General features: G+C 73.5%; 26 protein-coding genes. 18 read left to right on the forward strand and 8 right to left on the reverse strand.

Features of this window, described 5'->3' with window-relative positions; all coding sequences use genetic code 11:
- Nucleotides 1–228: 228 nt before the first annotated feature.
- Nucleotides 229–879, reverse strand: a complete 651-nt coding sequence (locus tag AC1ROW_RS14775) for an alpha/beta hydrolase (protein WP_493019676.1) — start codon at nucleotides 877–879, stop codon at nucleotides 229–231.
- A 111-nt stretch (nucleotides 880–990) separates the two neighbouring features.
- Between AC1ROW_RS14775 and AC1ROW_RS14780 the strand changes: the two genes are divergently transcribed.
- The 3 genes from AC1ROW_RS14780 to AC1ROW_RS14790 are packed head-to-tail and all read left to right on the forward strand — an operon-like array spanning nucleotide 991 to nucleotide 3,072.
- Complete coding sequence (locus AC1ROW_RS14780) at nucleotides 991–1,572, forward strand: NUDIX hydrolase family protein (RefSeq protein ID WP_493019677.1); 582 nt, start codon at nucleotides 991–993, stop codon at nucleotides 1,570–1,572.
- Between the two features lie 56 nt (nucleotides 1,573–1,628).
- A complete protein-coding gene (locus tag AC1ROW_RS14785) occupies nucleotides 1,629–2,483 on the forward strand; it encodes an alpha/beta fold hydrolase (protein WP_493019678.1) in 855 nt (284 codons plus the stop codon).
- Nucleotides 2,476–3,072, forward strand: coding sequence for a TetR/AcrR family transcriptional regulator (locus AC1ROW_RS14790; RefSeq protein ID WP_493019679.1), 597 nt, complete (start codon nucleotides 2,476–2,478; stop codon nucleotides 3,070–3,072). Before AC1ROW_RS14785 ends, AC1ROW_RS14790 begins: the two co-directional genes overlap by 8 nt.
- A gap of 109 nt (nucleotides 3,073–3,181) precedes the next feature.
- Here AC1ROW_RS14790 and AC1ROW_RS14795 read toward each other — a convergent pair whose 3' ends face one another.
- Entirely contained in the window at nucleotides 3,182–4,900 is a 1,719-nt protein-coding gene (locus AC1ROW_RS14795) for a DEAD/DEAH box helicase (RefSeq protein WP_493019680.1), read from the reverse strand.
- A 255-nt stretch (nucleotides 4,901–5,155) separates the two neighbouring features.
- Here AC1ROW_RS14795 and AC1ROW_RS14800 point away from each other — a divergent pair, with 255 nt between their 5' ends.
- Together AC1ROW_RS14800 and AC1ROW_RS14805 are read left to right on the forward strand one after the other, a co-directional pair.
- Nucleotides 5,156–7,372: a HelD family protein gene (locus AC1ROW_RS14800; RefSeq protein ID WP_493019681.1), complete on the forward strand. Its 2,217-nt coding sequence runs from the start codon at nucleotides 5,156–5,158 to the stop codon at nucleotides 7,370–7,372.
- A 59-nt stretch (nucleotides 7,373–7,431) separates the two neighbouring features.
- Nucleotides 7,432–8,199, forward strand: coding sequence for a type II toxin -antitoxin system TacA 1-like antitoxin (locus AC1ROW_RS14805; RefSeq protein WP_493019682.1), 768 nt, complete (start codon nucleotides 7,432–7,434; stop codon nucleotides 8,197–8,199).
- Between the two features lie 3 nt (nucleotides 8,200–8,202).
- Here AC1ROW_RS14805 and AC1ROW_RS14810 read toward each other — a convergent pair whose 3' ends face one another.
- The 4 genes from AC1ROW_RS14810 to AC1ROW_RS14825 all read right to left on the reverse strand — a co-directional run bounded on the left by AC1ROW_RS14810 (nucleotide 8,203) and on the right by AC1ROW_RS14825 (nucleotide 11,189).
- Complete coding sequence (locus AC1ROW_RS14810) at nucleotides 8,203–8,898, reverse strand: DUF1684 domain-containing protein (RefSeq protein ID WP_493019683.1); 696 nt, start codon at nucleotides 8,896–8,898, stop codon at nucleotides 8,203–8,205.
- Nucleotides 8,895–9,446, reverse strand: coding sequence for a hypothetical protein (locus tag AC1ROW_RS14815; protein WP_493019684.1), 552 nt, complete (start codon nucleotides 9,444–9,446; stop codon nucleotides 8,895–8,897). Before AC1ROW_RS14815 ends, AC1ROW_RS14810 begins: the two co-directional genes overlap by 4 nt.
- A 100-nt stretch (nucleotides 9,447–9,546) precedes the next feature.
- The gene (locus AC1ROW_RS14820) at nucleotides 9,547–10,800 is read right to left on the reverse strand and encodes an RNA polymerase sigma factor (protein WP_493019840.1); all 1,254 of its coding nucleotides are present in this window, start codon (nucleotides 10,798–10,800) and stop codon (nucleotides 9,547–9,549) included.
- A 68-nt stretch (nucleotides 10,801–10,868) separates the two neighbouring features.
- On the reverse strand, nucleotides 10,869–11,189 hold the full coding sequence (locus tag AC1ROW_RS14825) for a YciI family protein (protein WP_493019685.1): 321 nt from the start codon (nucleotides 11,187–11,189) through the stop codon (nucleotides 10,869–10,871).
- A gap of 112 nt (nucleotides 11,190–11,301) precedes the next feature.
- Between AC1ROW_RS14825 and AC1ROW_RS14830 the strand changes: the two genes are divergently transcribed.
- From AC1ROW_RS14830 to AC1ROW_RS14850, 5 genes are all read left to right on the forward strand, one after another.
- Entirely contained in the window at nucleotides 11,302–11,838 is a 537-nt protein-coding gene (locus AC1ROW_RS14830) for an EVE domain-containing protein (protein WP_493019686.1), read from the forward strand.
- A 4-nt stretch (nucleotides 11,839–11,842) separates the two neighbouring features.
- Nucleotides 11,843–12,415 (forward strand): 2-phosphosulfolactate phosphatase, encoded by a 573-nt coding sequence (locus tag AC1ROW_RS14835; protein WP_493019687.1) that lies wholly within the window; start codon nucleotides 11,843–11,845, stop codon nucleotides 12,413–12,415.
- 77 nt (nucleotides 12,416–12,492) lie between these two features.
- Nucleotides 12,493–12,795, forward strand: a complete 303-nt coding sequence (locus tag AC1ROW_RS14840) for a DUF427 domain-containing protein (protein WP_493019688.1) — start codon at nucleotides 12,493–12,495, stop codon at nucleotides 12,793–12,795.
- Between the two features lie 94 nt (nucleotides 12,796–12,889).
- Nucleotides 12,890–13,486, forward strand: a complete 597-nt coding sequence (locus AC1ROW_RS14845) for a hypothetical protein (protein WP_493019689.1) — start codon at nucleotides 12,890–12,892, stop codon at nucleotides 13,484–13,486.
- A 36-nt stretch (nucleotides 13,487–13,522) separates the two neighbouring features.
- The gene (locus AC1ROW_RS14850) at nucleotides 13,523–14,035 is read left to right on the forward strand and encodes a SprT-like domain-containing protein (RefSeq protein WP_493019690.1); all 513 of its coding nucleotides are present in this window, start codon (nucleotides 13,523–13,525) and stop codon (nucleotides 14,033–14,035) included.
- A 12-nt stretch (nucleotides 14,036–14,047) separates the two neighbouring features.
- On the opposite strand, the gene AC1ROW_RS14855 is transcribed toward AC1ROW_RS14850, so the two are convergent.
- Entirely contained in the window at nucleotides 14,048–14,656 is a 609-nt protein-coding gene (locus tag AC1ROW_RS14855) for a GNAT family N-acetyltransferase (RefSeq protein WP_493019691.1), read from the reverse strand.
- 64 nt (nucleotides 14,657–14,720) lie between these two features.
- Here AC1ROW_RS14855 and AC1ROW_RS14860 point away from each other — a divergent pair, with 64 nt between their 5' ends.
- From AC1ROW_RS14860 to AC1ROW_RS14875, 4 genes are read left to right on the forward strand one after another with little or no spacing between them, the layout of a single operon-like run.
- A complete protein-coding gene (locus AC1ROW_RS14860; RefSeq protein ID WP_493019692.1) occupies nucleotides 14,721–15,383 on the forward strand; it encodes a CGNR zinc finger domain-containing protein in 663 nt (220 codons plus the stop codon).
- Between the two features lie 4 nt (nucleotides 15,384–15,387).
- Nucleotides 15,388–16,191, forward strand: coding sequence for a LamB/YcsF family protein (locus AC1ROW_RS14865; RefSeq protein ID WP_493019693.1), 804 nt, complete (start codon nucleotides 15,388–15,390; stop codon nucleotides 16,189–16,191).
- Complete coding sequence (locus AC1ROW_RS14870) at nucleotides 16,188–16,808, forward strand: 5-oxoprolinase subunit B family protein (RefSeq protein ID WP_493019694.1); 621 nt, start codon at nucleotides 16,188–16,190, stop codon at nucleotides 16,806–16,808. The genes AC1ROW_RS14865 and AC1ROW_RS14870 overlap by 4 nt, the downstream gene beginning before the upstream one ends.
- Nucleotides 16,805–17,710 (forward strand): 5-oxoprolinase subunit C family protein, encoded by a 906-nt coding sequence (locus AC1ROW_RS14875; protein ID WP_493019695.1) that lies wholly within the window; start codon nucleotides 16,805–16,807, stop codon nucleotides 17,708–17,710. The genes AC1ROW_RS14870 and AC1ROW_RS14875 overlap by 4 nt, the downstream gene beginning before the upstream one ends.
- A 44-nt stretch (nucleotides 17,711–17,754) precedes the next feature.
- On the opposite strand, the gene AC1ROW_RS14880 is transcribed toward AC1ROW_RS14875, so the two are convergent.
- The gene (locus AC1ROW_RS14880) at nucleotides 17,755–18,630 is read right to left on the reverse strand and encodes a spermidine synthase (protein WP_493019696.1); all 876 of its coding nucleotides are present in this window, start codon (nucleotides 18,628–18,630) and stop codon (nucleotides 17,755–17,757) included.
- Nucleotides 18,631–18,769: 139 nt separating this feature from the next.
- Here AC1ROW_RS14880 and AC1ROW_RS14885 point away from each other — a divergent pair, with 139 nt between their 5' ends.
- From AC1ROW_RS14885 to AC1ROW_RS14900, 4 genes are read left to right on the forward strand one after another with little or no spacing between them, the layout of a single operon-like run.
- Entirely contained in the window at nucleotides 18,770–19,288 is a 519-nt protein-coding gene (locus tag AC1ROW_RS14885; protein ID WP_493019697.1) for a hypothetical protein, read from the forward strand.
- Between the two features lie 7 nt (nucleotides 19,289–19,295).
- Nucleotides 19,296–20,456, forward strand: a complete 1,161-nt coding sequence (locus AC1ROW_RS14890; protein ID WP_493019698.1) for a sensor histidine kinase — start codon at nucleotides 19,296–19,298, stop codon at nucleotides 20,454–20,456.
- Nucleotides 20,453–21,145 (forward strand): response regulator transcription factor, encoded by a 693-nt coding sequence (locus tag AC1ROW_RS14895; protein WP_493019699.1) that lies wholly within the window; start codon nucleotides 20,453–20,455, stop codon nucleotides 21,143–21,145. The genes AC1ROW_RS14890 and AC1ROW_RS14895 overlap by 4 nt, the downstream gene beginning before the upstream one ends.
- Before the next feature lie 43 nt (nucleotides 21,146–21,188).
- On the forward strand, nucleotides 21,189–22,220 hold the full coding sequence (locus AC1ROW_RS14900; protein WP_493019700.1) for an SDR family oxidoreductase: 1,032 nt from the start codon (nucleotides 21,189–21,191) through the stop codon (nucleotides 22,218–22,220).
- The last annotated feature ends 267 nt before the right edge of the window (nucleotides 22,221–22,487 follow it).

The raw sequence follows: 22,487 nt of genomic DNA on the forward strand, positions 1-22,487 counted from the left end.
ACACCGCCAAGGGGACACCCGGCCGGCCCCGGTCTCGGCGGTCAGCGCAGACACCGCCAAGGGGACACGACGCCGCCAAGGGGACACCGGCCGGCCCCGGTCTCGGCGGTCAGCGCAGACACCGCCAAGGGGACAGACACCGCCAAGGGGACACCGGCCGGCCCCGGTCTCGGCGGTCAGCGCGGACACCGCCAACGGGAGGCCGCCCGCGGCCGCCGCAGCGGGCCGTCAGCGCGGCAGGTGCGTCCGGATGAAGGAGGAGATGTCGCCCAGCTCGAGCGGCGAGATCCCGTGGCCGAGGCCCTCGTAGATGCGCGCGTCGAGGTCGGTGTGTGCGGCCAGCCACTCCGCCGCGCGCGCGACACCGGCCGCGGGGATGGTGTCGTCGTGCGTTCCGCGGCCCCAGAGCACCGGCGGTCGGCGCTCGGCGAGCGCCGTGTCGCCCTCCTCCGAGCCCTGCACGACGAACGCCGACAGTGCGACCGCGAAGTCGAAGCGCTCGGGCGCCAGCCGCATGAGCTGGATGGCGAGCGCGCCGCCCTGCGAGAAGCCGAGGAGGCCGGTCGGCACGTCCGGCTGGTCGTCCAGCCAGTCGAGGACGGCGCGGGCGGCCGCGTCGGCGTTGGCGGCGAGCGGATCGACCGAGATGTTGGTGAAGCGCGAGAACCACGCGAAGCCTGGCCCTTCCGGGATCGGCGCCCGCAGCGAGGCGATCACCGGCTCCAGCGGCAGGTACGCCGAGATCCCGAACAGGTCCGCCTCGTCCGACCCGTAGCCGTGCAGAAGGATCAGCCGGGGGCGGCCGACGCGGTCGGCCTCGCCGGCGGACCAGAGCACGGCCTCGTGGTCGAGGTGGAGCTCGGGGGCGGGGAAGGGCATGATCCATTCTGCTCACGACATGTAGTCCTCCACATCCCCCCAGATCGCGGCGCAGTCCACAGATCGGTCTGTGCTGGTGGCGGCGGGAGGCGTGATCCGTAGGATCAGTGCATGAGCGTGCGTACCCCCGACCCGGACCCGACCCCCGACCCGCTCGACGGCGAGGGCGTCCAGCCCGGCCCCGCCTGGCTGAGCGACATCGAGCTGGAGCAGATCCGGCGACGGCTGCCGCTGCTCTACGTGGAGGCCGTGCCGGTGCGGGTCGACGGTCTCGGCCAGGTGACAGAGGTCGGCGTCCTGCTGCGGGCCAACGCGGTGGGGGAGATCACCCGCACGCTCGTCTCCGGTCGCGTCATGTATGGGGAGACGCTGAGGGAGGCGCTGTTCCGGCACCTCGAGAAGGACCTCGGGCCGATGGCGTTCCCCCTTCTGCCGGCGAGTCCGGTGCCGTTCCAGGTCGCGGAGTACTTCCCGCTGCCGGGAGTGACCGCGTTCACCGACGAGCGGCAGCACGCGGTCTCGCTCGCGTATGTCGTGCCGGTGACCGGCACCTGCGAACCGCGGCAGGACGCGCTCGAGATCACCTGGATGACGCCGGAGGAGGCGGTCTCCCACACGGTGTGCGAGGAGCTGGAGGGCGGCCGAGGGGTGCTGGTGAAGGCGGCGATGGCGTCGGTCGGCAAGATCGTCTGACGCGATTCTCGAAATCCCTCTTGTGCTTGTTAGCTAATGCCATTAGCTTTAGGGCTATGAACACTTCCATCGCTTCGCAGGTCCGGTACCTGCAGCGCCCCGAGGGACGCATCAGCTACACCGTCGAGGGCTCCGGCCCGCTCGTCGTCGCCGTCCCCGGGATGGGCGATCTCCGTTCCACCTACCGCGAGCTGACCGGCCCGCTGCTGGAGGCCGGCTATCGCGTCGCCGTCACCGACCTGCGGGCGCACGGCGAGTCGGACACGACCTTCCGCGAGTTCGGCGACATCGCCACCGCCCGTGACCTGATCGCGCTGATCGACGAGCTCGGCGGCAACGCCGTCGTCCTCGGCAACTCGATGGGCGCGGCCGCCGCCGCGTGGGCCGCCGCCGAGCGTCCCGACGCGATCGCCGGCCTCGTGCTCTACGGACCGCTGCTGCGCGACCCCGCGATGAGCCGCCTCACGGTGGCCGCCATCCACGGGATGTACCGGGTGCTGTTCACCGGCCCGTGGGGTCCGGGCGTCTGGGCCGGCTACTACCGCTCGATCAACAAGGGCCGCACCGCGCCCTGGCTGAACGAGCACGCCGCAGACCTGAAGCGCAACATGAAGGAGCCCGGCCGCCTGCGCTCGTTCCGCCACCTGACGGTCCAGCTCACCCACTCGGTGGTGGAGCCGCGGATGTCCGAGGTGAAGGCCCCCATCCTCGCCTTCGTCGGAGCCCTCGACCCCGACTACCGTGACCCGGCCGCCGAGGCCGACTGGATCGAGTCCTTCGGCGCGGAGGTCGTCCGCGTGCCGGAGTCGGGCCACTACCCGCAGGCCCAGCGGCCGGACGTGATCGTGCCGGCCACCCTGCGGTTCCTGGCGGAGCGGCGGGCGAGCGGGTGGGGTGAGAAGCGTGCCTAGGGCCGGGCTGACCCGCGCCGCCGTCGCCGCCGTCGCCCTCGACCTCGTGGACGAGGGCGGGGTGAACGGCCTGGACCGGCTCACGCTCGCCGCCGTGGCCTCCCGCGCCGGTGTGGCGGTGCCGAGCCTGTACAAGCACGTCGCCTCGCTCGACGACCTGCGCCGCGTGGTCGCGACCGAGTGCGTCACCGAGCTGACCGCGGTGCTCGCCGAGGCGACGATCGGACGGTCCGGCCCGGACGCCCTCCACTCGGCGGCGGACGCCGTCCGCGCCTACGCGCACCGCCATCCGGGACGATACGCAGCCACGCAGGTCGCGCCCGACCTGGGTTCGGAGGCCGACGCCGAACTGGCAGCGCGCGCCGCCGAGACGATCGCCGTCCTGGCCGCCGCGCTGCGCGGCTTCGGGCTGCCCGAGGACGCGACGGTCGACGCCATCCGGATGCTGCGCAGCGCGCTGCACGGCTTCGTCACCCTCGAGCTCGGCGGCGGCTTCGGCCTCCCCGACGACCTCGACCGCAGCTTCCGCCTCCTCATCGACGGCATCGAGGCCGGCATCGCCACCCTGGCCGCCCCCGCGACCCGCTAGCGCGGCGGCAACGGAGGAGTTCCAGTCGGGAAACGGCCCGAAAAGCAGTCAACGAAGGAGATCCGGCCGGTTGTGGGCCGGATCTCCTCCGTTGTGCGTGCGTTGTGGGTCAGCCGCGGGCGCGGCGGGTGCCGCGGCCGCGGGTGGTGCCCGCGTTCACCAGGTCGCCGACGCGCATGCCCTGGCGCGAGGCGTTCGAGCCGTGGTTCGAGCCGCCCTTGTGTCCAGAGGTGGTGTGCGAAGCGGCGTCGCCGCTGGACGCGCGGCGGGCGCGACCGTTGCCGCGCGAGGAGCTGTCGCTCTGGCCGCCGCGGACGCCGGCGCTGCGGCCCGAGGCGGTCTGGTCGGCGCCGCGGCCGCCGTTGCGGCCTCCGCCGTTGCGGCCGCCGCCGTTGCGACCCGCGGCATTCTCACCTGCGGCCTCACGGCCGGCGGCGTTCCGGCCGCCGTTGCGGCCTCCGGCCTCGCGGCCCGCGCCGTTCTGGCCCGCGTCACCCGCGGCCCCGTTCTGGCCGCCACGACGCCGCCTCCGGCCACCGCCGTTGCCCGCGCCCGAGGCAGCAGCGTCGCGGCCGCCGCCGTTCCCGGCACCGCGACCGCCGCCGTTCCCGGCCGCCTTCACGACCGGCGCCGGCGCGACGCGCTCCGCGCGCTCGCCCACCAGGGCGGTCACCGCGGCCGACTCGGCCGTCACCCGCTGCGGTGCCGCCGTGATCGCGGCGGCGCGCAGCAGCTGCTTCACGTCGCCCGCCTGCTCCGGCAGCATCACGGTGGCGACGTCGCCCGCGCTTCCGGCGCGCGCCGTGCGGCCCGAGCGGTGCAGGTACGCCTTGTGCTCCGCAGGCGGGTCGACGTGCACGACCAGCTCCACCTCGTCCACGTGGACGCCGCGGGCGGCGACGTCCGTCGCCACCAGCACGCGCACGTCGCCGCTGCCGAACGCGGCGAGGTTGCGGTCTCGGGCGCCCTGGCTGAGGTTGCCGTGCAGGTCCACGGCGGGGATGCCCGCCGACGTCAGCTGCTTGGCGAGGCGCTTGGCCTGGTGCTTGGTGCGCATGAAGAGGATGCGGCGGCCGCGCCCAGAGGCGAGGGCGTGGATGAGGTCCTTCTTGGCGTCCTGGTCGGCCACCTCGAAGACGTGGTGGGTCATGGCCTCCACGTGGCTGGTGGCGTCGTCCACCGAGTGCAGCACCTCGTTCTGGAGGAACTTCTTCACGAGCTTGTCGACGCCGTTGTCCAGCGTCGCCGAGAACAGCAGGCGCTGGCCGCGGGCCGGAGTGGCGTTCAGGATGCGCGTGACCGTCGGCAGGAAGCCGAGGTCGGCCATGTGGTCGGCCTCGTCCAGCACCGTGATCTCGACCTTGTCGAGGTGGACGATGCCCTGCTTCATGAGGTCCTCGAGGCGGCCCGGGCAGGCCACGACGATGTCGACGCCGGCCTGCAGCGCGGTCACCTGGCGGCTTTGCGAGACCCCGCCGAAGATGGTGGTCGTGGTGAGGCCGAGCGCGGCCGCGAGCGGCTTCAGCGTGGCGTCGATCTGGGTGGCGAGCTCGCGGGTCGGGGCGAGCACGAGGCCGCGGGGGCGGCGGCCGCGGGAGGGGCGGCCGGTCGACGCAGCGGCGGACGCGGCGAGGCGCGCGGCCATCGGCAGCGAGAACGCGATCGTCTTGCCAGAGCCGGTCTTGCCGCGGCCGAGGACGTCGCGTCCGGCGAGCGTGTCGGGCAGGGTGTCGGCCTGGATGGGGAACGGCTCCGACTTGCCGTCGGCCGCGAGGACGGCGACGAGGGGAGCGGGCACGCCGAAGTCGGCGAAAGTCTGGTTGGTCACTGGTGCCTTTCTGGCAGAGTCGGCCCACGGTGGGCCGGTCCGGCGGCGTCGCGGAAGGCGACGTCTTCGCCGGAAAGAAGAGTGGATGGTGCGCGGCGGGGGCCCCGCCCGGCGCTCGCGCACGCCGGCGATGCCGGCTGGCCAGTCGTGCTGGTCCGTCGAGTCTACCGGGTGCGCGCCGCATGGATGCTGGGAGCGCATTCATAGCCGGAGGTCGTAGACTATCGGCCCGTAATCCCGGAAGGTGGTTCGCGCGTGCAGGAATCCGAGCTCGATCGTGAGCGCACCGTCGTGTCCGGCCTCTACGAGCGTCTCGACACGCTCCGGGCGGAGACGGAGGAGCGGCTGACGCGGGTGCGCCGGGAGAGCGTCGGGAGCAACCACCAGGCGCGCAGCGAACGGGACGCCTTCGCACGCCTGTACGAGGACCAGCTCGTCCAGCTGCGCGACGTGGACGCCCGGCTCGTGTTCGGGAGGCTGCTGCTGGAGGAGCCCATCGACGGCACCGACCACCGCTACATCGGCCGGGTGGGCCTGCGCGACGACGACCAGCGTTCGCTGCTCGTGGACTGGCGCGCCCAGCAGGCGAGCGCCTTCTACCAGGCGACCGCGAATGAGCGGATGGGCGTGCGCGCCCGCCGCCACCTCACCATGAACGGCCGCCAGGTGGTCCGGATCGACGACGAGGTCTTCGACGAGGCACTGCTCGACGGCGACGCGTCCGGCGAGCACGTGCAGGGCGAGGGCGCGCTGCTGGCGGCGCTCACGGCGCAGCGCACCGGCCGCATGCACGACATCGTCGCGACCATCCAGGCCGAGCAGGACCGCATCATCCGGTCCGACATCCGCGGCGCGCTGGTCGTGCAGGGCGGTCCCGGCACCGGCAAGACCGCGGTGGCGCTGCACCGCGCCGCCTACCTGCTGTACGCGAACCGGCAGCGGCTGAGCGCCTCCGGCGTGCTCGTCGTCGGCCCGTCGCCGGCGTTCCTGCGCTACATCGAGGCCGTCCTGCCGTCGCTCGGTGAGACCGGTGTCGTCATGCAGACGCTGGGCGAGCTGTTCCCCGGCGTGGAGGCCACGGCCGAGGACGCGCCGGAGGCCGCGCGCCTGAAGGGTTCCCTCCAGATGGCGCGGCTGCTCTCCCGCGCCGTGAAGTCTCGCCAGAAGGCGCCGGCCGAGCCGCAGACGATCGTCGTGGACAACGAGCGCCTTGTCGTCCAGCCGGACCTCGTGCAGCGCGCGCTGGCTAAGGCGCAGCGCACCGGCAAGCCGCACAACGTCGCCCGGGTCACCTTCGTGAAGCAGGCGCTCGGCGAGCTCACCGACCAACTGGCCACCCAGCTTCGCGCCGGTGGCTCCACGATCGACGAGGCCGACCTCCGGGTGCTGAGGGAGGATCTGCGCACGTCGTACGACGTGCGGGTGCTGCTCAACACGGCCTGGTTGCCGCTCACCCCGCAGAAGCTCCTGCAGGACCTCTACGCGCGCCCGTCCTGGCTCGCCGAGCTGACGCCGCGGTGGACGCCGGCGCAGCGGGAGGCGCTGCTGCGCGACCGGACCGCGCCGTTCACCGTGTCGGACGTGCCGTTGCTCGACGAGGCGGCCGAGTTGCTCGGCGACTTCCCTGGCCGCGCCGACGCGGGCTCCCGCGAGCGGGAGCGGCAGCGCAAGCGCGACCTCGAGAACGCCCGTGCGGCGATCCGCAACATGGGCGTGCAGGGCCTGGTGAGCGCCGAACAGCTCGCCGATGGCTTCGCCGAGCAGGAGGACCGCGGCACCACCGCGGAGCGCGCCCTCGCCGACCGGTCGTGGACCTACGGTCACGTCGTGGTCGACGAGGCGCAGGAGCTGTCCGCGATGCAATGGCGCGTGCTGGTGCGCCGCAGCCCGATGAAGTCGTTCACGATCGTCGGCGACATCGCACAGGTGGCGTCGGCCGCGGGTGCGACGAGCTGGGATGAGGCGCTGAGCCCGGTCTTCAAGGACGCCTGGCGCTTGGAGGAGCTGACGGTCAACTACCGCACGCCCGCGCAGATCACCCGCGAGGCGGAGCGGATCGCTTCGGAGGCGGGCCTGCCGATCACGCCGACGCGCGCGGTCCGGGAGGGCGACTGGCCGATCCGCCGGGTGACGGCGGACGCGTCCGGCCTGCCGGCCGCGGTGGCGGACGCCGTCGCGCACGACCGGTCGGTGGACGCCGACGGGACGCTCGCCGTGATCGCGACGGCCGCCGAGGTGGACGCCGTCGCGGAGGCGGTCCGCTCGCGGTTCGGCGATGCGGCGGCGCGCGGGGCCGCAGGGCTCACGCGGCCGATCTCTGTGCTGACCGGCTACGAGGCGAAGGGGCTGGAGTTCGACGCGGTGGTCCTGGCCGACCCGGCGGCGCTCGCCGCGGAGTCGGTGCGCGGGGCGGCGTCGCTGTACGTCGCGATGACGCGGCCGACGCAGCGCTTGACGTTGGTGGAGGCGTGAATAGCAGGTAATACATTCATTTCTGGATGTAAGCCGGGCGATATCTGTATGCTCGGGGAATGAGTGCGCAGGAGCTCGGGGGAGCGGATGGCGGACCTGCGGGCGTGCCGATCCGATTGATCGCGTTCGACGCGGCCTTCGACCGCTCAGTGTTCGATTGTGGCGAGCAAGCCGTGAACGACTGGTTCCGCCGACAGGCTGGGCAGTCGCAGCGCTCGAACAACGCGCGGACAATCCTTGCGGTCCAGGGCGTCCGTGTCGTGGGTCGCGGGCTGGGTGTGCGGCTGCTTGTCCATGCGCTGGAGAACTTCCTTGCCGTCGCCGACAAGGTCGGTGTCGAGGTGATCTTGGTGGATGCGCTCACGACCGAGTTGTGCGCCTTCTATCGGAAGATGGGCTTTCGATCGCTAGAGGATCGGCGCCTTCGGATGTTCATGCCGGTCAAGGTCCTGAGGGCGACGTTCGACGCATCGAGCTGGGGAATCGATCAGACGGATGCCTATCGTACGTACATCGTGTGTACACTGGGACGCATGACGACGATCACCCCTGCCAAGACCGAGCGCCTCAACCTCCGGTTGACCGCTGAAGCGCGCAACACCCTCCGTGCCGCGGCCGATCTGGCACAGCAGGATCTGACGTCCTTCATCCTCGGGCCTGCCCTGCAGAACGCCCGCGACATCCTGCTTCAGGACGCGCTGATCAAGCTCACTCCTGCGGAGGTCCTTCAGGTCGAGCGTGCGCTCGATGAGCCGGCGGTCGCGTCGAAGCCCCTGGCCGACCTCATCACTCGGGTTCGCGCGACCCGCGGAGCGACGGAGGCCTGACGTTCACTCCCCGCCGTACCGCTCCCCGACCGGCACCTCCACGCCCAGCGTGTTCCCCGACTGCGCCAGCGGGCACGCCCACGCCGGGTCGTAGGCGCAGGACGGGTTGTAGGCGAAGTTGAAGTCGAGGACGATCGTCGTCTCGTCGTCGTCCGTCGTCATCCCGAGGTCGGCGCCCTTGATCGTGTCGATCAGGTAGCGGCCGCCTCCGTAGGTGCCCCCGCGGCGGCCGGCGAGAGCGTCCTTCACCGGGACGAACAGGCCGCCGCCGTAGGACGCGAGCCGCCAGACGTCGAGCGATCCCGCCAGCGGGACACGCACTGTGCCCAGCAGTTCGAACGGGACGACGCCGTCGGTTCCCGTCTCGACGTCCATGCGAACGGCCTCCTCGGCCGGGTGGATCGGCAGCTCGAAGCGCCAGTCCGGGTCGTACCGCGACACCGGCAGCCCGGTGAAGCGGTCGCGGTCCTCGTCCATCAGCGGGGAGGCCGGGTGCGACGAGAACAGGTCGTTGCGGCAGGAGATCCAGTGCGCGTGGGCGGCAGCCGGGTCGGAGGCGGCGATCCGGCGCACCGACGCGTACAGGGCGAACACGCTGCGGCGCCAGTCCGCGGTCTGCACGGCGGTGGCGGCGCGCCCGCGGCCGGGGGCGACCTGGGCGGCGGGCTCAGGGGACGGCTCGGGGGTGATGGTGCTCATGCTGCTGCCTCCGTCGTGGCTGGATCCGGTTCGGGCGTGGGGGGATCGTATGCCCAGGTGGGGGCGAGACGCCGCAGGCGCAGGCCGCGCCACTGCCAGAACGCCCACAACCCGTACCAGGCGAGCGGGGTCACGACGCCGGCCCGCACCACCAGCCGGTCGCGGTACAGGGTACGGAGCCGTCCGTCCGGGCCCGGACCCGCGGGGTCGGGCGCGATCGCCATCCGATGGTCGAGGTGCGGGATCGCGGACAGCACGCCTCCCACGCCGCCGCCGCTGTCCCGGAGGATGCGCGTCGCGCGCTCGCGCGGGTCGGCCGAGCGCAGCGTGTCGAGGCGGATGGCCTGCGTGCCGACGGTGAAGGCGCCGAGGGCGCGGACGCTGACGCGGTGCTCCGACGTGTCCCACACGGTGGGGAACCCCGCGGGCTCGTCCGACCGGAAGTCCACCCACGGCAGCGCCACCTCGCGGAAGGCCGTGGGGCTCTGCAGGGCGCGCCAGGCCGCGTCCGGGTCGCAGTCCAGGATGAGCTTGAGGAGGACTCTCACGCACCCCAGTGTCACGCATCCTCCGCGCCGGCGGCAGTCATTCTCGGCGCACTCCCGGACGCTCGCCCCTGCCCGCCGGCCGCTACCCGCCCGCCGGCCGCTACTCGCCCGCGGCCTCCCGCGCCCGCGCCAGCAGCAGCGCCCGCTCGCGTTCGTTCCCGGTCATCGCGGCCGCGCGCCGGAACTCCTCCTCCGCCTCCGCGGTCCGGCCCAGCTTGAGCAGGAAGTCCGCGCGGACCGAAGGGAGCAGGTGGTACGACGCGAGCTCGCCCGAGACCGCGAGCCGGTCCACCACCTCGAGGCCGGCCTCTGGGCCGTGCGCCATCGCGAGGGCCACGGCGCGATTGAGCTCCACGACCGCTGAGGGGTGGAGGGCGGCGAGCGCGCTGTAGAGCGCGACGATCTCCTCCCAGTCGGTGTCCTCCGGCGCCGGTGCGGTCGCGTGGCAGGCGGCGATGGCGGCCTGCACGGCATACGGGCCGCGACCGCGGGGGCCGACCAGCCGGTCGGCGCGGGCGAGGGCGGCGACCCCGCGGCCGATCAGGATGCGGTCCCACCGGGTCCGGTCCTGGTCCTTCAGCAGGATCGGCTCGCCGTCGGCGGTGGCGCGCGCGGGGATGCGGGAGGCCTGGAACTCCATCAGCGCGACCAGGCCGTGCACCTCCGGCTCGCGCGGGGTGAGCTCGGCGAGCACCCGGCCGAGGCGGAGGGCCTCCTGGCAGAGGTCGGGGCGCATCCAGTCGTCCCCGGCGGTGGCGGAGTAACCCTCGTTGAAGATCAGGTAGACGACCTCCAGCACCGAGGCCAGCCGCTCGGGGTACTCGGCGCGGTCGGGCACCTCGAACGGGACGTGCGCGGCGGCCAGCGTCCGCTTGGCGCGCACGATGCGCTGCGAAATGGTCGGGACGGGCACGAGGAACGCACGGGCGATCTCCTCGGTGGTGAGCCCGCCGAGCAGCTTGAGCGTCAGCGCGACGCGCGCGGCCGGCACGAGCACGGGGTGGCAGGCGACGAACACGAGGCGCAGCAGGTCGTCCTGGATCTCCTCCTCCACGACCGCGGCCGGGTCGTCGTCCTCCTGCTGCTCCAGGTCGCGGGCGAGGGCGGCGTAGCGCTCGTCGAGGCGCTCTCGGCGGCGCCAGCCGTCGATCGCCCGGCGCTTGGCGACGGTGGTCAGCCAGGCGCCCGGGTTGCGCGGAAGGCCCGCCTCCGGCCACTGCTCGAGCGCGGCGACGAGCGCGTCCTGCGCCAGCTCCTCGGCCAGGCCGACGTCGCCCGTCCAGCGGGCGAGCCCGGCGACGAGCTTGCCGGACTCGATCCGCCAGACCGCCTCAACGGCGTCGGCGGCCTCCACGGCGTGGGCGGCGGCCTGATCGGCCGTCGCGCGCTCCCGATCCACCACCACCACCACTCCTCCCGCGCTCACGTGCCGGCCACCCCCGTCAGGATGCGGCGCACCTCGACTCTGCCACGACCGAGCGGGAGGCGTCGCGCCCATTCGACGGCTTCGGCGCGATCGGAGGCCTGCACGATCCACACGGCGGACGGCCGGACGGGGGAGACGGGCTGCAGGTCCGCGTTCGTGCGCGGGCCGCCGACGGTCAGTTCCACGTGCGTCCCGTCGTCGTCCGCCAGGACCTCGCCGACCAGGAGCACCCCGGCGCGGATCAGCTCGACCGTGTAGCGCTGGATCGTCTCCGCGGGGGCGGGGCCGTCCGTGCTGAGCATCAGGAGGTAGCGCATGAGTGGGTCCTTCCGTAGGGGCGCTCGTCAGGACGTCGCGCCGGAGGCCCGGGATTCGACACCGCAGCCCGTCGCCGCCCGCGATGTCCGACGTGTGCGCTACAACGGGAGGATGGCGATCCGGTACTGGCTGGGCGTAGTGCACCACGATCACGTGCTCCGCGGCGTGGCCGGCGGCTTCGCGCAGGTCAACCACGGTGCTCGCGCGCCACTGGAACGGATGGGGCCCTCCGACGGGTTCGTGTTCTACTCGCCGCGCGAGTCCTTCGACGGCGAGCCGCTCAAGCAGTTCACGGCGGTCGGGAGGCTGGCCGACGCGGACGAGTTCCAGGCGACCCAGGGCGCGCAGATGCGCGGACCGAACGGCGACTTCCTGCCCTGGCGGCGCCGCGTCGACTGGGACCACGACGCCGTCGCGACGCCGATCAGGCCGCTGCTGCCGTCCCTCGACTTCACGCGGGACAAGCGCGACTGGGGCTACCAGCTCCGTGCCGGCCTGATCGAGCTCACCCGGCACGACTTCGAGCTGATCCGGGACCAGCTGAGGCACACCCCGGGCGAGCAGCGGCCCTCCACGGCTCGCCGCGCCGACGGCACCCGTCACCCGGCGCAACACGCGACGACCGCCTTCAGCGCCGGGCTACGCTGAGCCGGTGAGCTCGCAGACCGACCCCTCGACCGTTCCCGCCGCCCACCGCCAGGCCAAGTACCAGGTGCGCTTCGACTGGGCCGAGGACGGAGCCGCGGCGGTCGCAGCGGACGCGGACGTGGTGGTCTGGGTCGACGCGATCGAAGACCGCTGGGCGGACGAGGTCGCGGCCGCGCTCCCCGGGACGGGCGCTGTCGTCGCCGCCGGCCTCGCCGACGCCGCAGCGGTCGCGCAGTGGATCCTCGACGAGCAGGTGCGCCTCGGCCGCCGCGCGATGGTGGCGCTCGTCGCCGCCGGTGGCTCCTCGGTCTCCGGGAACACGCGCTTCGCCGTGGAGGACCTGCTGGCCGCCGGAGCGGTCGTGGACGCCCTCGCGACCCTCGGGATCGACTACAGCTCGCCGGAGGCCGCGGCCGCCTGCGCCGCCTTCACCGGCCTGCGCGGCGCCGTCGCGCACCTCCTGACGGCGTCGGTCTCCGGCCAGGAGCGGATCGCCGCCGGCGCGGACGCCGCGGCGCTCGCCGCGTCCGGCCGGCTCGGCACGGTCGCCGAGGTGCGCGTGCTGCGAGCCGCCTGAGCGGCCGGTATGAACTCCCCGACACCGGAATGATCCGGTGGAACCGGGTGTTTGCTGCGATCAGGAGGTTTGCATTCATGAAAGCAGTGCTGAACGACACCATCATCGCCGAGGCCCCGACCGAGGACCTCATCCACATCGAGGGCAACTGGTACTTCCCGCCGCAGAGCGTCAACTCCGAGCACCTCGTGGAGTCGGCGACTCCCTACACGTGTCCGTGGAAGGGCGAGTGCCAGTACTTCTCCGTCAAGGACGGCGACACCGTGTTGCAGGACCGCGCGTGGAGCTATCCCACGCCGTACCCGAGCTCCTTCGACCGTGTGGGCAAGGACTACAGCAACTACGTGGCGTTCTGGAAGGACGTGCGCGTCGTCGACTGACGGCTCCGCCTGACAGGACATGCCGTCCGCGCCCCCGCGCGGACGGCATGTCCTGTCATATCGTGGGTGCGCGGGTTCGCCGACTACGCTGGATGTGAACCGCACGACCTGGGAGCCGACCCTGAGCATCATCCTCGGATACGATCCGTCCACCCTGCGCGAGCGTGTCGACCTTCGCGCCGCCGACGAGCGGCTCGAAGAACTCGGCAGCCTGCGCAGCTTGAGCGCGCTCAACGAGAAGACCGTGCTGCTCCGGCTGCTCGACCGGCTGGACGAGGCCTACACGGTCGCCAACGAGGCGGTGCGCCAGGCGCGTTTCACCGGCGACCGCGAGCAGCTGCTCGGCGCGCGCATCCGCCGCGGCCAGGTGCTCCAGTACCAGGGCAAATACGACGAGGCGCTCGTGGAGCTCACCGGCTGCGTCGACGAGGCGCGCGGGCGCGAGTGGACGGCGCTGGAGGCCTTCGCGGTGCAGAACCGCGGCAAGGTGCACTTCGACATGCAGGAGTACGAGAGCGCGCTGTCCGACATGACGGCGGCCGTGTTCCTGCGCGAGAAGCTGGGGGCCTCCCCGGCCGAGATCGAGGGCGCGCTCACGGCGGTGGCCGTGGTGCAGCGGTTCCTGGAGGCGCAGCGCGCCGCGGGCGGCTCCGGAACGGGCGACGGAGACGACGTCGGATCTCCGGCGTAGGATTCCTCGCATGAGTCGACCGGGGAGCCCACGCTGATGGCAGAGCTCGATCGCGTGCGCCGCTGGGCGGAGGCCCTCATCGTCCTCCATCTCGATCCCAACGTGTGGACCTTCGACTTCGACAACGCGAAGACCCGCGCCGGCCTGTGCAACTACACCGCCAAGCGCATCACGGTCTCCCGTTATCTCGCCGCGCGCTACGAGGACGACGACATCCACCAGATCCTGCTGCACGAGGTCGCACACGCCCTGGCGGGCTCCCGCGCCGGGCACGGGCCGCGCTGGCGGGCGATCGCGCTCGACCTCGGCTACGAGGGCAAGCGGCTGCACGGCGGTGCGATCGCGGACGATCTGGCGCCCTGGGTCGGGACCTGCCCGCAAGGCCACACGCACTACCGCTACCGCAAGCCGGCGCGCGCTCTCGCGTGCGGGGCGTGCAGCCGACGGTTCGACTCGGCGAACCTCATCTCCTGGGTGCACCGGGAGGTCTCGGCGGCGCAGCGGCGGATGGCCGCGGCGGCGGCCACCGAAGCGGTCGACGCGGACTGACCCGCGGCTCCGCTACGCCGTCCGGGCCGCGAGCCGGGCGTCGAGTCCGTCGCGCACCGCCGGCCACTCCTCGCGGAGCACCGAGTACACCGCCGTGTCGCGCCAGGTCCCGTCCGCCCGCGGCTGGGTGTGCCGGAGCACGCCCTCGAAGGTCGCCCCCAGCCGCAGGATCGCGGCCCGCGAGCGCTCGTTGAGCACGTCCGCCTGCAGCTTCACCCGCTCGAACCCGTGGTCGAACGCGGTGCCGAGCAGGAGGCGCTTGGTCTCTGCGTTGACGCGCGTGCCCCAGACCTCCGGCGCGTACGCGGTCCAGCCGATGTGCGCCGAGCCGTTCGCGAGGTCGAAGTCGCCGAGCGTCGTCGTGCCGACGATGCGGTCGCCGTCGCGCAGGCAGACAGCTGTGACGTTGGCGGTGTCCCAGGCGAGGTAGCCGAGGATGAACTCCCGCCACTCCTCGTAGGTGTCCCGGTACGCGGCCGGTCCGCCGCCCCACCCTCCCTCGAACACCGCAGGATGCCCGATCGCATCGTGCAGGTCGGGCAGGTCGTCGTGCGTGAGCGCCCGCAGGCGGACCGTCGCGCCCTCGAGCACGGCACGCGGATCGGGACGGGTCGCAGTCATCCGCTCAGTATCGCATCGGCTCCCGCGATTCGAGGCGGCTGCGATAACCCACTAAGTTGGTTCGGTGCCTACCGACGCCCTCCTGCCCCGCGAGACCGGGCAGTGGATGGATGACGCGGACGGCCTGCGCTGGTGGTTCGACTCCGGCGCGCTCGCTCTCGACTTCGCCTATACCGGCGGCGCGGAGGTCCTGGGCGGCATCGAGGGCGCGGCCGACGACACGCAGTGGCGCTCGGTGCACGACGCCGACCAGCTCGGCGCCTGGCTGCAGTCACGCTTCCCGGAAGTGGCGGCGACGACAGGCGAGCGCGAGTTCCGCGACGCCGAGATGCTGCGCGCGGCGATCGGCCGGCTCGCCCGCCAGGCCAGCCGCTCGGAGGCCCTCGCTCCCGCCGACGTGGACGTGGTGAACCTGTTCGCCGCGACCCCGGACATCCCGCCGGTGCTGGCCGGTGGCGGCCGTCAGGCCGGACGGACCCTGGCCCGCCCGCACCAGGCGCTGGGCACGGTCGCGCGCGACGCCGTGCGGCTGTTCGGCCCGGACGCCGACGGCCGCATCCGGAAGTGCTCGGCCGACGACTGCGGCCTGGTCTACCTGGACACCTCGCGCAGCGGCAACCGGCGCTGGTGCTCCATGCAGCGCTGCGGCAACCGGGCGAAAGTCCGGGCCCACCGCGCCCGTGCGGCCGGCAAGCGTGCCGGTGTCGGCGCCGGTATCGCAGAATAGGCGGATGGAGCATAGCGCCGCCCCGCCGCCCGCCGACGGCAGCGTCGACCTGAACAGCGTCGACCTGAACAGCGACCTCGGCGAGTCCTTCGCCGCCTGGAGCATGGGCGACGACGCCGCGATGCTCCGGCTGGTGACGAGCGCCAACGTCGCGTGCGGCTTCCACGGCGGCGACCCGACCACGATGCTCGCCACCTGTCGGCTGGCCGCCGAGAACGGCGTCGCTGTGGGCGCGCACGTCTCCTACCGCGACCTCGCGGGCTTCGGCCGCCGCAGCATGGAGGTCCCGGCCGCCGAGCTGCGCGACGAGACGCTCTACCAGCTGGCCGCGCTCGCCGGGATGGCGCGCGTCGCCGGAACCGCCGTCCGCTACGTCAAGCCGCACGGCGCCCTCTACAACCGCATCGTCCACGACGAGGCCCAGGCCAGGGCGGTGGTCGACGCCGTGGTGGCGTTCGACCCGTCGCTGCCGTTGCTCGGCCTCCCGGGCTCCGCCGTCGAGAGCGCGGCCGTCGCGCGGGGTCTCCGGTTCGTCCGGGAGGCCTTCGTCGACCGCGGCTACCGCGCCGACGGCACGCTCGTCCCCCGGACGGAGGCCGGCGCCCTGCTCTCCGACGTGGCCGCCATCGCCGCCCGCGCGGTGCGGATGACACGCGAGGGCGTGGTGGAGGCCGCGGACGGGACGGTCGTCGCGGTCGCCGCCGACTCGCTCTGCGTCCACGGCGACACCCCCGGCGCGGTTCGGATGGCGGAGGCCGTGCGCCGGGAACTGGACGAGGCCGGCATCGCGGTGAGGCCGTTCGTGTGACCGGACGGGTGATCCCCTACGGCGACAGCGCCCTCCTCGTGGAGTTCGGCTCGCTGGACGACGTGCTGGGGATGCTGCCCGCGCTCCAGCGCTCGCGCCCCGCCGGGGTGCTCGACCTGATCCCCGCGGCGCGCACGATCGCGATCCTGCTCGACCCGCGCGTGCTGAGCCGCGCCTCCGCCCAAGGCTGGGTGGAGCGCACCAGCCCCGAACCGGCCGAGGCGGCCGACGAGGAGGTCGTGGAGCTCCCCGTGCGCTACGACGGCGACGACCTCGCCGAGGTGGCGGCCCTCCTCGGCGTCGCGCCGGCCGAGGTCGTGGAGCGGCACACCGCCTCCCGCTGGCGCGTCGCGTTCGGCGGCTTCGCGCCGGGCTTCGCGTACCTCGTCACCGACCACGACCGGCTCGTCGTCCCGCGCCGGGCCACGCCGCGCACGGCGGTGCCCGCCAGATCGGTCGGCCTCGCCGGGGAGTTCAGCGGGGTGTACCCGCGGTCGAGCCCGGGCGGCTGGCAGCTCATCGGGCGCACCGACGCGACGGTCTGGGACGCGGCGGCCGACCCGCCCGCGCTGCTCCGGCCGGGCGTCGTGGTGCGGTTCACGGCGGTGACCGGGTGACCGGCCTCCGCATCCTGCGGCCCGGCCCGCTCGCCCTGGTCGAGGACCTCGGCCGGCCCGGTCTCGCCGCGGTCGGGGTGAGCCCGACCGGCGCGCTCGATCGTGGCGCGCTCGGCCTCGCCAACCGGCTCGTCGGCAACCCGGTGAACGCGGCCGGGCTGGAGCTGCTCCTCGGCGGCTTCGCCGCGCGCTTCGAGTCGGCGGCGTGGTTCGCCGTGACGGGAGCGGCCTTCCGCGTCACGCTCGACGGTCATCCGGTCGACGCCGACGCGGCGGTCCACGCGGCCGAGGGCGCCGAACTCCGGATCGCGCCGCCGGCCGTGGGCGTCCGCACCTACCTGGCGGTGCGCGGCGGCGTCGCGGTGGAGGCCGTGCTCGGCTCCCGCTCCCGCGACACGCTCTCCGGCCTCGGCCCGGCTCCGCTCGCGGAGGGCGACCTGGTCCCGTTCGGCCCCGAGCCGGCTGACCCGGTCCCGGCGGTGGACTTCGTCCCCGTCTCCGACCTCGGCGACGGCCCTGTGGAGGTCCGCGCTCACCGCGGTCCGCGCGCCGACTGGTTCACGCCCGCGGCGGTGGACGCCTTCTTCTCCGTGGAGTGGCGGGCGAGCGCCGAGGGCGATCGCGTCGGCCTGCGGCTCGACCCGCCGCGCGTCCCGGCGCACGCCCGCGGCGTGGAGCCGACGCCGCCCGTGCTGCTCGAACGCGCGGTGCTCGACGAGCTCCCGAGCGAGCCGATGGTCGCCGGCGCTGTGCAGGTGTCGCCGGACGGCCGCCCGACCGTGCTGCTGGCCGACCACCCGGTGACGGGAGGCTACCCGGTGATCGCCGTCGTCGCCGCGCGTTCGCTCGACGCCTTCGCGCAGCTCCGACCGGGCCAGGCCGTCCACTTCCGGCACGCCTGACCGTCACACCCTCGCTCGGCGGGCGGGCGGGCGCGCGGGGCGGGTCAGTCGCGGCGGGTGCCGCTCTGGAAGATGCTGCGGGCCGGCGGGGGAGACGGCACGCTCGTCGTGTCGGTCACGATGGGGGCGTTCGCGGCGAACTGTCGCAGCTCCTCGCCGGCGACGGCCTTCGCTGGGTGCGGCCCGCTGGCGAGCAGGCGCGGCAGCCACTCCAGCGGCAGCGGCGAGTTCGACCCGACCAGCACGACGTTGCCGAACCGCCGCCCCTTCAGCACCTGCGTCTCCGCCAGCGCCGCCACGTTCTCCACGACCGCGCCGAGCGTCGACACCTGGCTGCGCGCGAACGTCAGCGGCGGCCCGTCGGCGACGTTGACGAGAACGATCCCGTCCGGCTTCAGCAACGAGACCGCCGAGCGGTAGAACTCCACGCTCGTCACGTGGGCGGGCGTCCGCGACCCGCTGAAGATGTCGATGACCAGGAGGTCGACCTCCCCGCGAAGCCCGGCCGGCAGCTTGCCGACGACCTCGCGCGCGTCTCCGTGCCGGATCCGGATCTGCGCGTAGCGGGGGAGCGGCAGGTTCTCGCGGACCAGGTCCACGAGCCGGCTCTCCAGCTCCACCACCTGCTGCCGCGACCCCGGCCGGGTGTGCGCGATGTACCGCGGCAGGGTCAGCGCGCCGGCGCCCAGGTGCACGGCCGTGATCGGCTGCCCCGGCTCGCCGATGAGGTCGATGACGTTGCCCATCCGCTGGATGTACTCGAAGAACAGCCGGCTCGGGTCGTCCAGGTCGACGTGCGACTGCGGCGTCCCGTCCACGATCAGCTGGAACGCGCCCGGCACGAACCGGTCCGGCTCGATGGTGGCGAGGTAGCCGCTCTCGGAAAGGACGACCGAGGGGAGCGGCGGGTTCTGGGGCACGGCGTCCAGCGTAGTCCGCGGCCTCCACCCGATCTCCACCCGCTCTCCACCCGGTCTCCGCCGCCGGGCGGTCCCGTCGTCGTCGCCGGATCGCGAACCTTGAGGAGTGCCGGACGTCCCGGCCGGAAGGACTCGGACCATGAACGTGCAGACGCTGACCAACGCGATCCTCATCCTGGTGCTGATCGGCTGGGTGGGCTACCGCCAGATGGTCTGGCGCCCGGTGGCCATCGCCCAGATGTGGCGTTTCCCGGCCATCATGTCGGTGGTCGGCCTCGTGCTGATCGTGCAGCAGGTGAAGCCGACATCGCTCACCCCGCTCGACCTGGCGGTGGTGGCCGGCGAACTCGTCCTGTCCCTGGCGGTCGGCGCCTGGATGGGTGCGATCGCGCACTTCCGCCCGCTGGAGTCGCCCGTCCGGCTCGGCAAGGACGCCCGGTTCGTCGCGACGTACGAGTCGCGCACGGGGGTGCTCGGGATCGTGCTGTGGGTGCTGGTCATCGCCGTCCGCGTCGGGGTGGACGTGCTGGCCTCGATGGCCGGCTCGCACCTGGCGACCGCGACCGGCGTCATCTTCCTGGTCTTCGCCGCCAACCGCGCCGCCCGGACCGCTGTCTTCTCGGCGCGTCTCGATCGGCACGCCGCGCTCGCCGCATGATGGTGTCGTGGACTTCTGGAGAAGACCGGGCCTGCTTGCGCTCGCACTGAACATCCTCGGCGCGGGCGCCGTCGGCTGGTCTCTGGTGCGCGCCCACGACGCGGATCGCCCGGCGTGGGTGCTGGCGCTCGCCCTGTTCTCGGTGGCGGCGTGGCTCGTCCGGTCGGTCCTCACCTTCGCCGGCTGGCGGCGCACGGCGCTCGTGGTGTGTCTGATCTCGGCGGTGACCGGTGCCTTCGTCGCGCCGGCCACCGACGGGATCGCGATCGTCCCGGCGGCGGTGGCCGTCCTCTACCTGGTGGGGGACCCGACGTGGCCGCTGCCGCTCGGCGGGGCGGTCGCCGCGGTCTCGGCCGCGCTGGTCGCGGTGGGCGCCCTCCCGTTCGGCTCGCCGGTGGCTGCTGTGCTGGGAGAGATGGCCGGCATCGTGGTCGCCGGCTTCGCGGGCCTCAGCCGCCGGCAGTTCCGGCTCACCGAGCAGCAGGGCGCTCTGTTGCGGGAGCGCGAGCTCGCCATGCGCGAGGAGGCCGCCCGGGTGGCGATCGCCCGCGACCTCCACGACGTGCTCGCGCACAGCCTGGGCGGCCTGGTCATCCAGCTCGACGCGGTCGACGCGCTGCTGGAGGCGGGCGACGCGGCGTCGGCGCGGGACCGCGTGGTGGCAGCGCGCGGGCTCGCGGCGGACGGCCTCGCGGAGGCGCGGCGCGCGGTCGCCGCTCTGCGCGACCCGGACGGGGCCGCGAAGACACCCGTGACCGCTGCAGACTTCCGCGCGACGCTCGACGACCTCGTCGCCGCCCACCGCACGCTCGGCGGCGTCGCGGCCCTCCACGAGTCGGGGACGCCGCGGCCGCTCGACTCCGCCCAGGCGACCGCGCTGCAGCGTGCCCTGCAGGAGGCCCTGAGCAACGCACGCAAGCACGCCCCGGGCGCGCCGGTCGAGGCCGTGCTGGACTGGCAGGATGAACGGGTGCTGCTCACCGTCTCCTCGCCGCTGATCCTGTCGCCGGCCGCGACGCCCCGCGACGCGGCGCTCGCGACCTCGGGCGGCGGCCACGGCCTGGAGGGGATGCGCGAGCGCTTCTCCGCCCTCCCGCTCGGCGGCTCCGTCGCCGCGACCGCGGACGGCGGCCGGTTCACCGTGACCGCAGAGGCCAGGCTGGCATGAGCGCAGAGACCGGCATGAGCGCCGAGACGACCCCAGGCGACCGCATCCGCGTCGTCGTCGCCGACGACCAGGCGATCATCCGCGACGGCCTGGTCACCGTCCTCGGGCTGCTCCCCGACATGGAGGTCGTCGGCTCGGCCGCCGACGGCGCCGAAGCGGTGGCGCTCGCCGTGGCCGAGCGTCCCGACGTCGTGCTGATGGACCTCCGGATGCCGGTGCTCGACGGTGTCGGCGCCACCGAGCGGATCGTCCGCGAGGCGCCGGGCTCCGCGGTCCTCGTGCTGACGACCTTCGCCGACGACGACTCGATCCTGACCGCGCTGCGCGCCGGCGCCCGCGGCTACCTCACCAAGGACGCCGGCCGCGCCGAGCTGGCGTCCGCCGTCCGGGCCGTCGCGCGCGGTCAGGCGACCTTCGCCCCGGAGATCGGCGCGCGCATCATCGGCTCGCTCACGAACGCTGCGACCGCCCGCCCGGCCGACCCCGCCGGCGCGCTGGTCGAGCGGTTTCCCACGCTGACCCGACGGGAGGCCGAGGTGCTCGACCTCGTCGCCGACGGCCTCAGCAACGGCGAGATCGCCTCCGCGCTCTTCGTCGGCGGGTCCACGGTGAAGACCCACATCAACGCGATCTTCGCCAAGCTCGGCGTCTCCTCGCGCGCCCAGGCCATCGCGCTCGTCCGCCGGTAGCAGGCGCTCGCGTGGCGAGCCAGGGTGGGGGAGGATGGGGCGCATGAGCGATCGCGTACTCGTCACCGGCGGCTCCGGATTCGTGGGCGCGCACTGCGTGCTCGCCCTGCTGAACGCCGGGTACGACGTCCGCACCACCATCCGATCGCCGCAGCGCGCCGCCGACGTGCGGTCGCAGCTGGCGGCGGGGGGCATCGAGGACGCGGGCGACCGGCTGGAGTTCGCCGTCGCCGATCTGCTCGACGACGCCGGCTGGGCCGAGGCCGTCGAGGGCTGCCGGTTCGTCCTGCACGTCGCCTCCCCGTTCCCGATGACCGAGCCCAAGGACCCCGACGAGCTGGTGCGACCTGCGCGAGAGGGCGCCCTGCGCGTGCTGCGCGCGGCCCGCGACGCCGGCGTGGAGCGGGTGGTCCTCACCTCCTCCTTCGCCGCGATCGGCTACGGCCACGCGCCGACCAGGGAGCCGTTCACCGAGGCGGACTGGACCGAGCTGGACAGCGGCCGCCCGATCAGCGCGTACGTCCGCTCCAAGACGCTCGCCGAGCACGCCGCCTGGGACTTCATCGCCAAGGAGGGCGGCTCCCTCCAGCTCGCCACCGTCAATCCGGTCGGCGTCCTCGGCCCGGTGCTCGGCCCCGACTACTCCAGCTCGGTCGAGCTGGTGAAGCTCGTGAAGGAGGGCCGCCTCCCGCGCCTGCCCGACGTGTACTTCGGCGTGGTCGACGTGCGCGACGTCGCCGGCCTGCACCTGCTCGCGATGACCAGGCCGGAGGCCGCGGGCGAGCGCTTCCTCGCCACCGCGGGCGACGCGCTCGGCGCCCCGGAGCTCGCGCTCATCATCCGCGGCCACCTCGGCTCGCCGGCCGGCGACCGCGTGCAGACCCGGGTCATGCCGTCGTGGGTGCTGAAGGCCGCGGCCCCGTTCAGCCGGCGGGTGCGCGGGTCGCTCCCCGACATCGGCGTCTACCGCAACGGCTCCTCCGCGAAGGCGCGGACCGTGCTCGGCTGGCGGCCGCGGTCCCGCGAGGAGGCCGTCATCGCGACCGTCGACTCCCTCCCGCCGCGCCTGAAGTAGCCCGGGAATATCTGGGCGGCCGCGCGGTTATACACCGAGACTGCGCCTGCGGTCAAGAAAAGACTGGACACGGCGCGTCAGTTTGACATATAGTGGTTCTTTGCGCTCCCACGCACAATCTTGCCTTCATATTGCGGTCGGCTCTGACTTTCCCCGCGCGCGTCTGGGCCCGGTTCTCCGGGTCAGATACGGCGCCGCGAGACGTGTCTGGGAGTCCTCGTCCCTCACAACACCACATCTCGACCGACAGTAACTGGCCCGACGGGG

It is taken from the genome of Leifsonia sp. GW821-FHT13C09 (assembly GCF_058806435.1).

Excerpts from the sequence above, each read along its gene's own strand:
- AC1ROW_RS14775 (WP_493019676.1), bottom strand. The coding sequence starts at position 879 with ATGCCCTTCCCCGCCCCCGAGCTCCACCTCGACCACGAGGCCGTGCTC.
- AC1ROW_RS14840 (WP_493019688.1), top strand. The coding sequence starts at position 12,493 with ATGAAAGCAGTGCTGAACGACACCATCATCGCCGAGGCCCCGACCGAG.
- AC1ROW_RS14805 (WP_493019682.1), top strand. The coding sequence starts at position 7,432 with ATGAGTGCGCAGGAGCTCGGGGGAGCGGATGGCGGACCTGCGGGCGTG.
- AC1ROW_RS14810 (WP_493019683.1), bottom strand. The coding sequence starts at position 8,898 with ATGAGCACCATCACCCCCGAGCCGTCCCCTGAGCCCGCCGCCCAGGTC.
- AC1ROW_RS14900 (WP_493019700.1), top strand. The coding sequence starts at position 21,189 with ATGAGCGATCGCGTACTCGTCACCGGCGGCTCCGGATTCGTGGGCGCG.
- AC1ROW_RS14780 (WP_493019677.1), top strand. The coding sequence starts at position 991 with ATGAGCGTGCGTACCCCCGACCCGGACCCGACCCCCGACCCGCTCGAC.
- AC1ROW_RS14785 (WP_493019678.1), top strand. The coding sequence starts at position 1,629 with ATGAACACTTCCATCGCTTCGCAGGTCCGGTACCTGCAGCGCCCCGAG.
- AC1ROW_RS14865 (WP_493019693.1), top strand. The coding sequence starts at position 15,388 with ATGGAGCATAGCGCCGCCCCGCCGCCCGCCGACGGCAGCGTCGACCTG.
- AC1ROW_RS14825 (WP_493019685.1), bottom strand. The coding sequence starts at position 11,189 with ATGCGCTACCTCCTGATGCTCAGCACGGACGGCCCCGCCCCCGCGGAG.
- AC1ROW_RS14830 (WP_493019686.1), top strand. The coding sequence starts at position 11,302 with ATGGCGATCCGGTACTGGCTGGGCGTAGTGCACCACGATCACGTGCTC.
- AC1ROW_RS14885 (WP_493019697.1), top strand. The coding sequence starts at position 18,770 with ATGAACGTGCAGACGCTGACCAACGCGATCCTCATCCTGGTGCTGATC.
- AC1ROW_RS14855 (WP_493019691.1), bottom strand. The coding sequence starts at position 14,656 with ATGACTGCGACCCGTCCCGATCCGCGTGCCGTGCTCGAGGGCGCGACG.
- AC1ROW_RS14850 (WP_493019690.1), top strand. The coding sequence starts at position 13,523 with ATGGCAGAGCTCGATCGCGTGCGCCGCTGGGCGGAGGCCCTCATCGTC.
- AC1ROW_RS14895 (WP_493019699.1), top strand. The coding sequence starts at position 20,453 with ATGAGCGCAGAGACCGGCATGAGCGCCGAGACGACCCCAGGCGACCGC.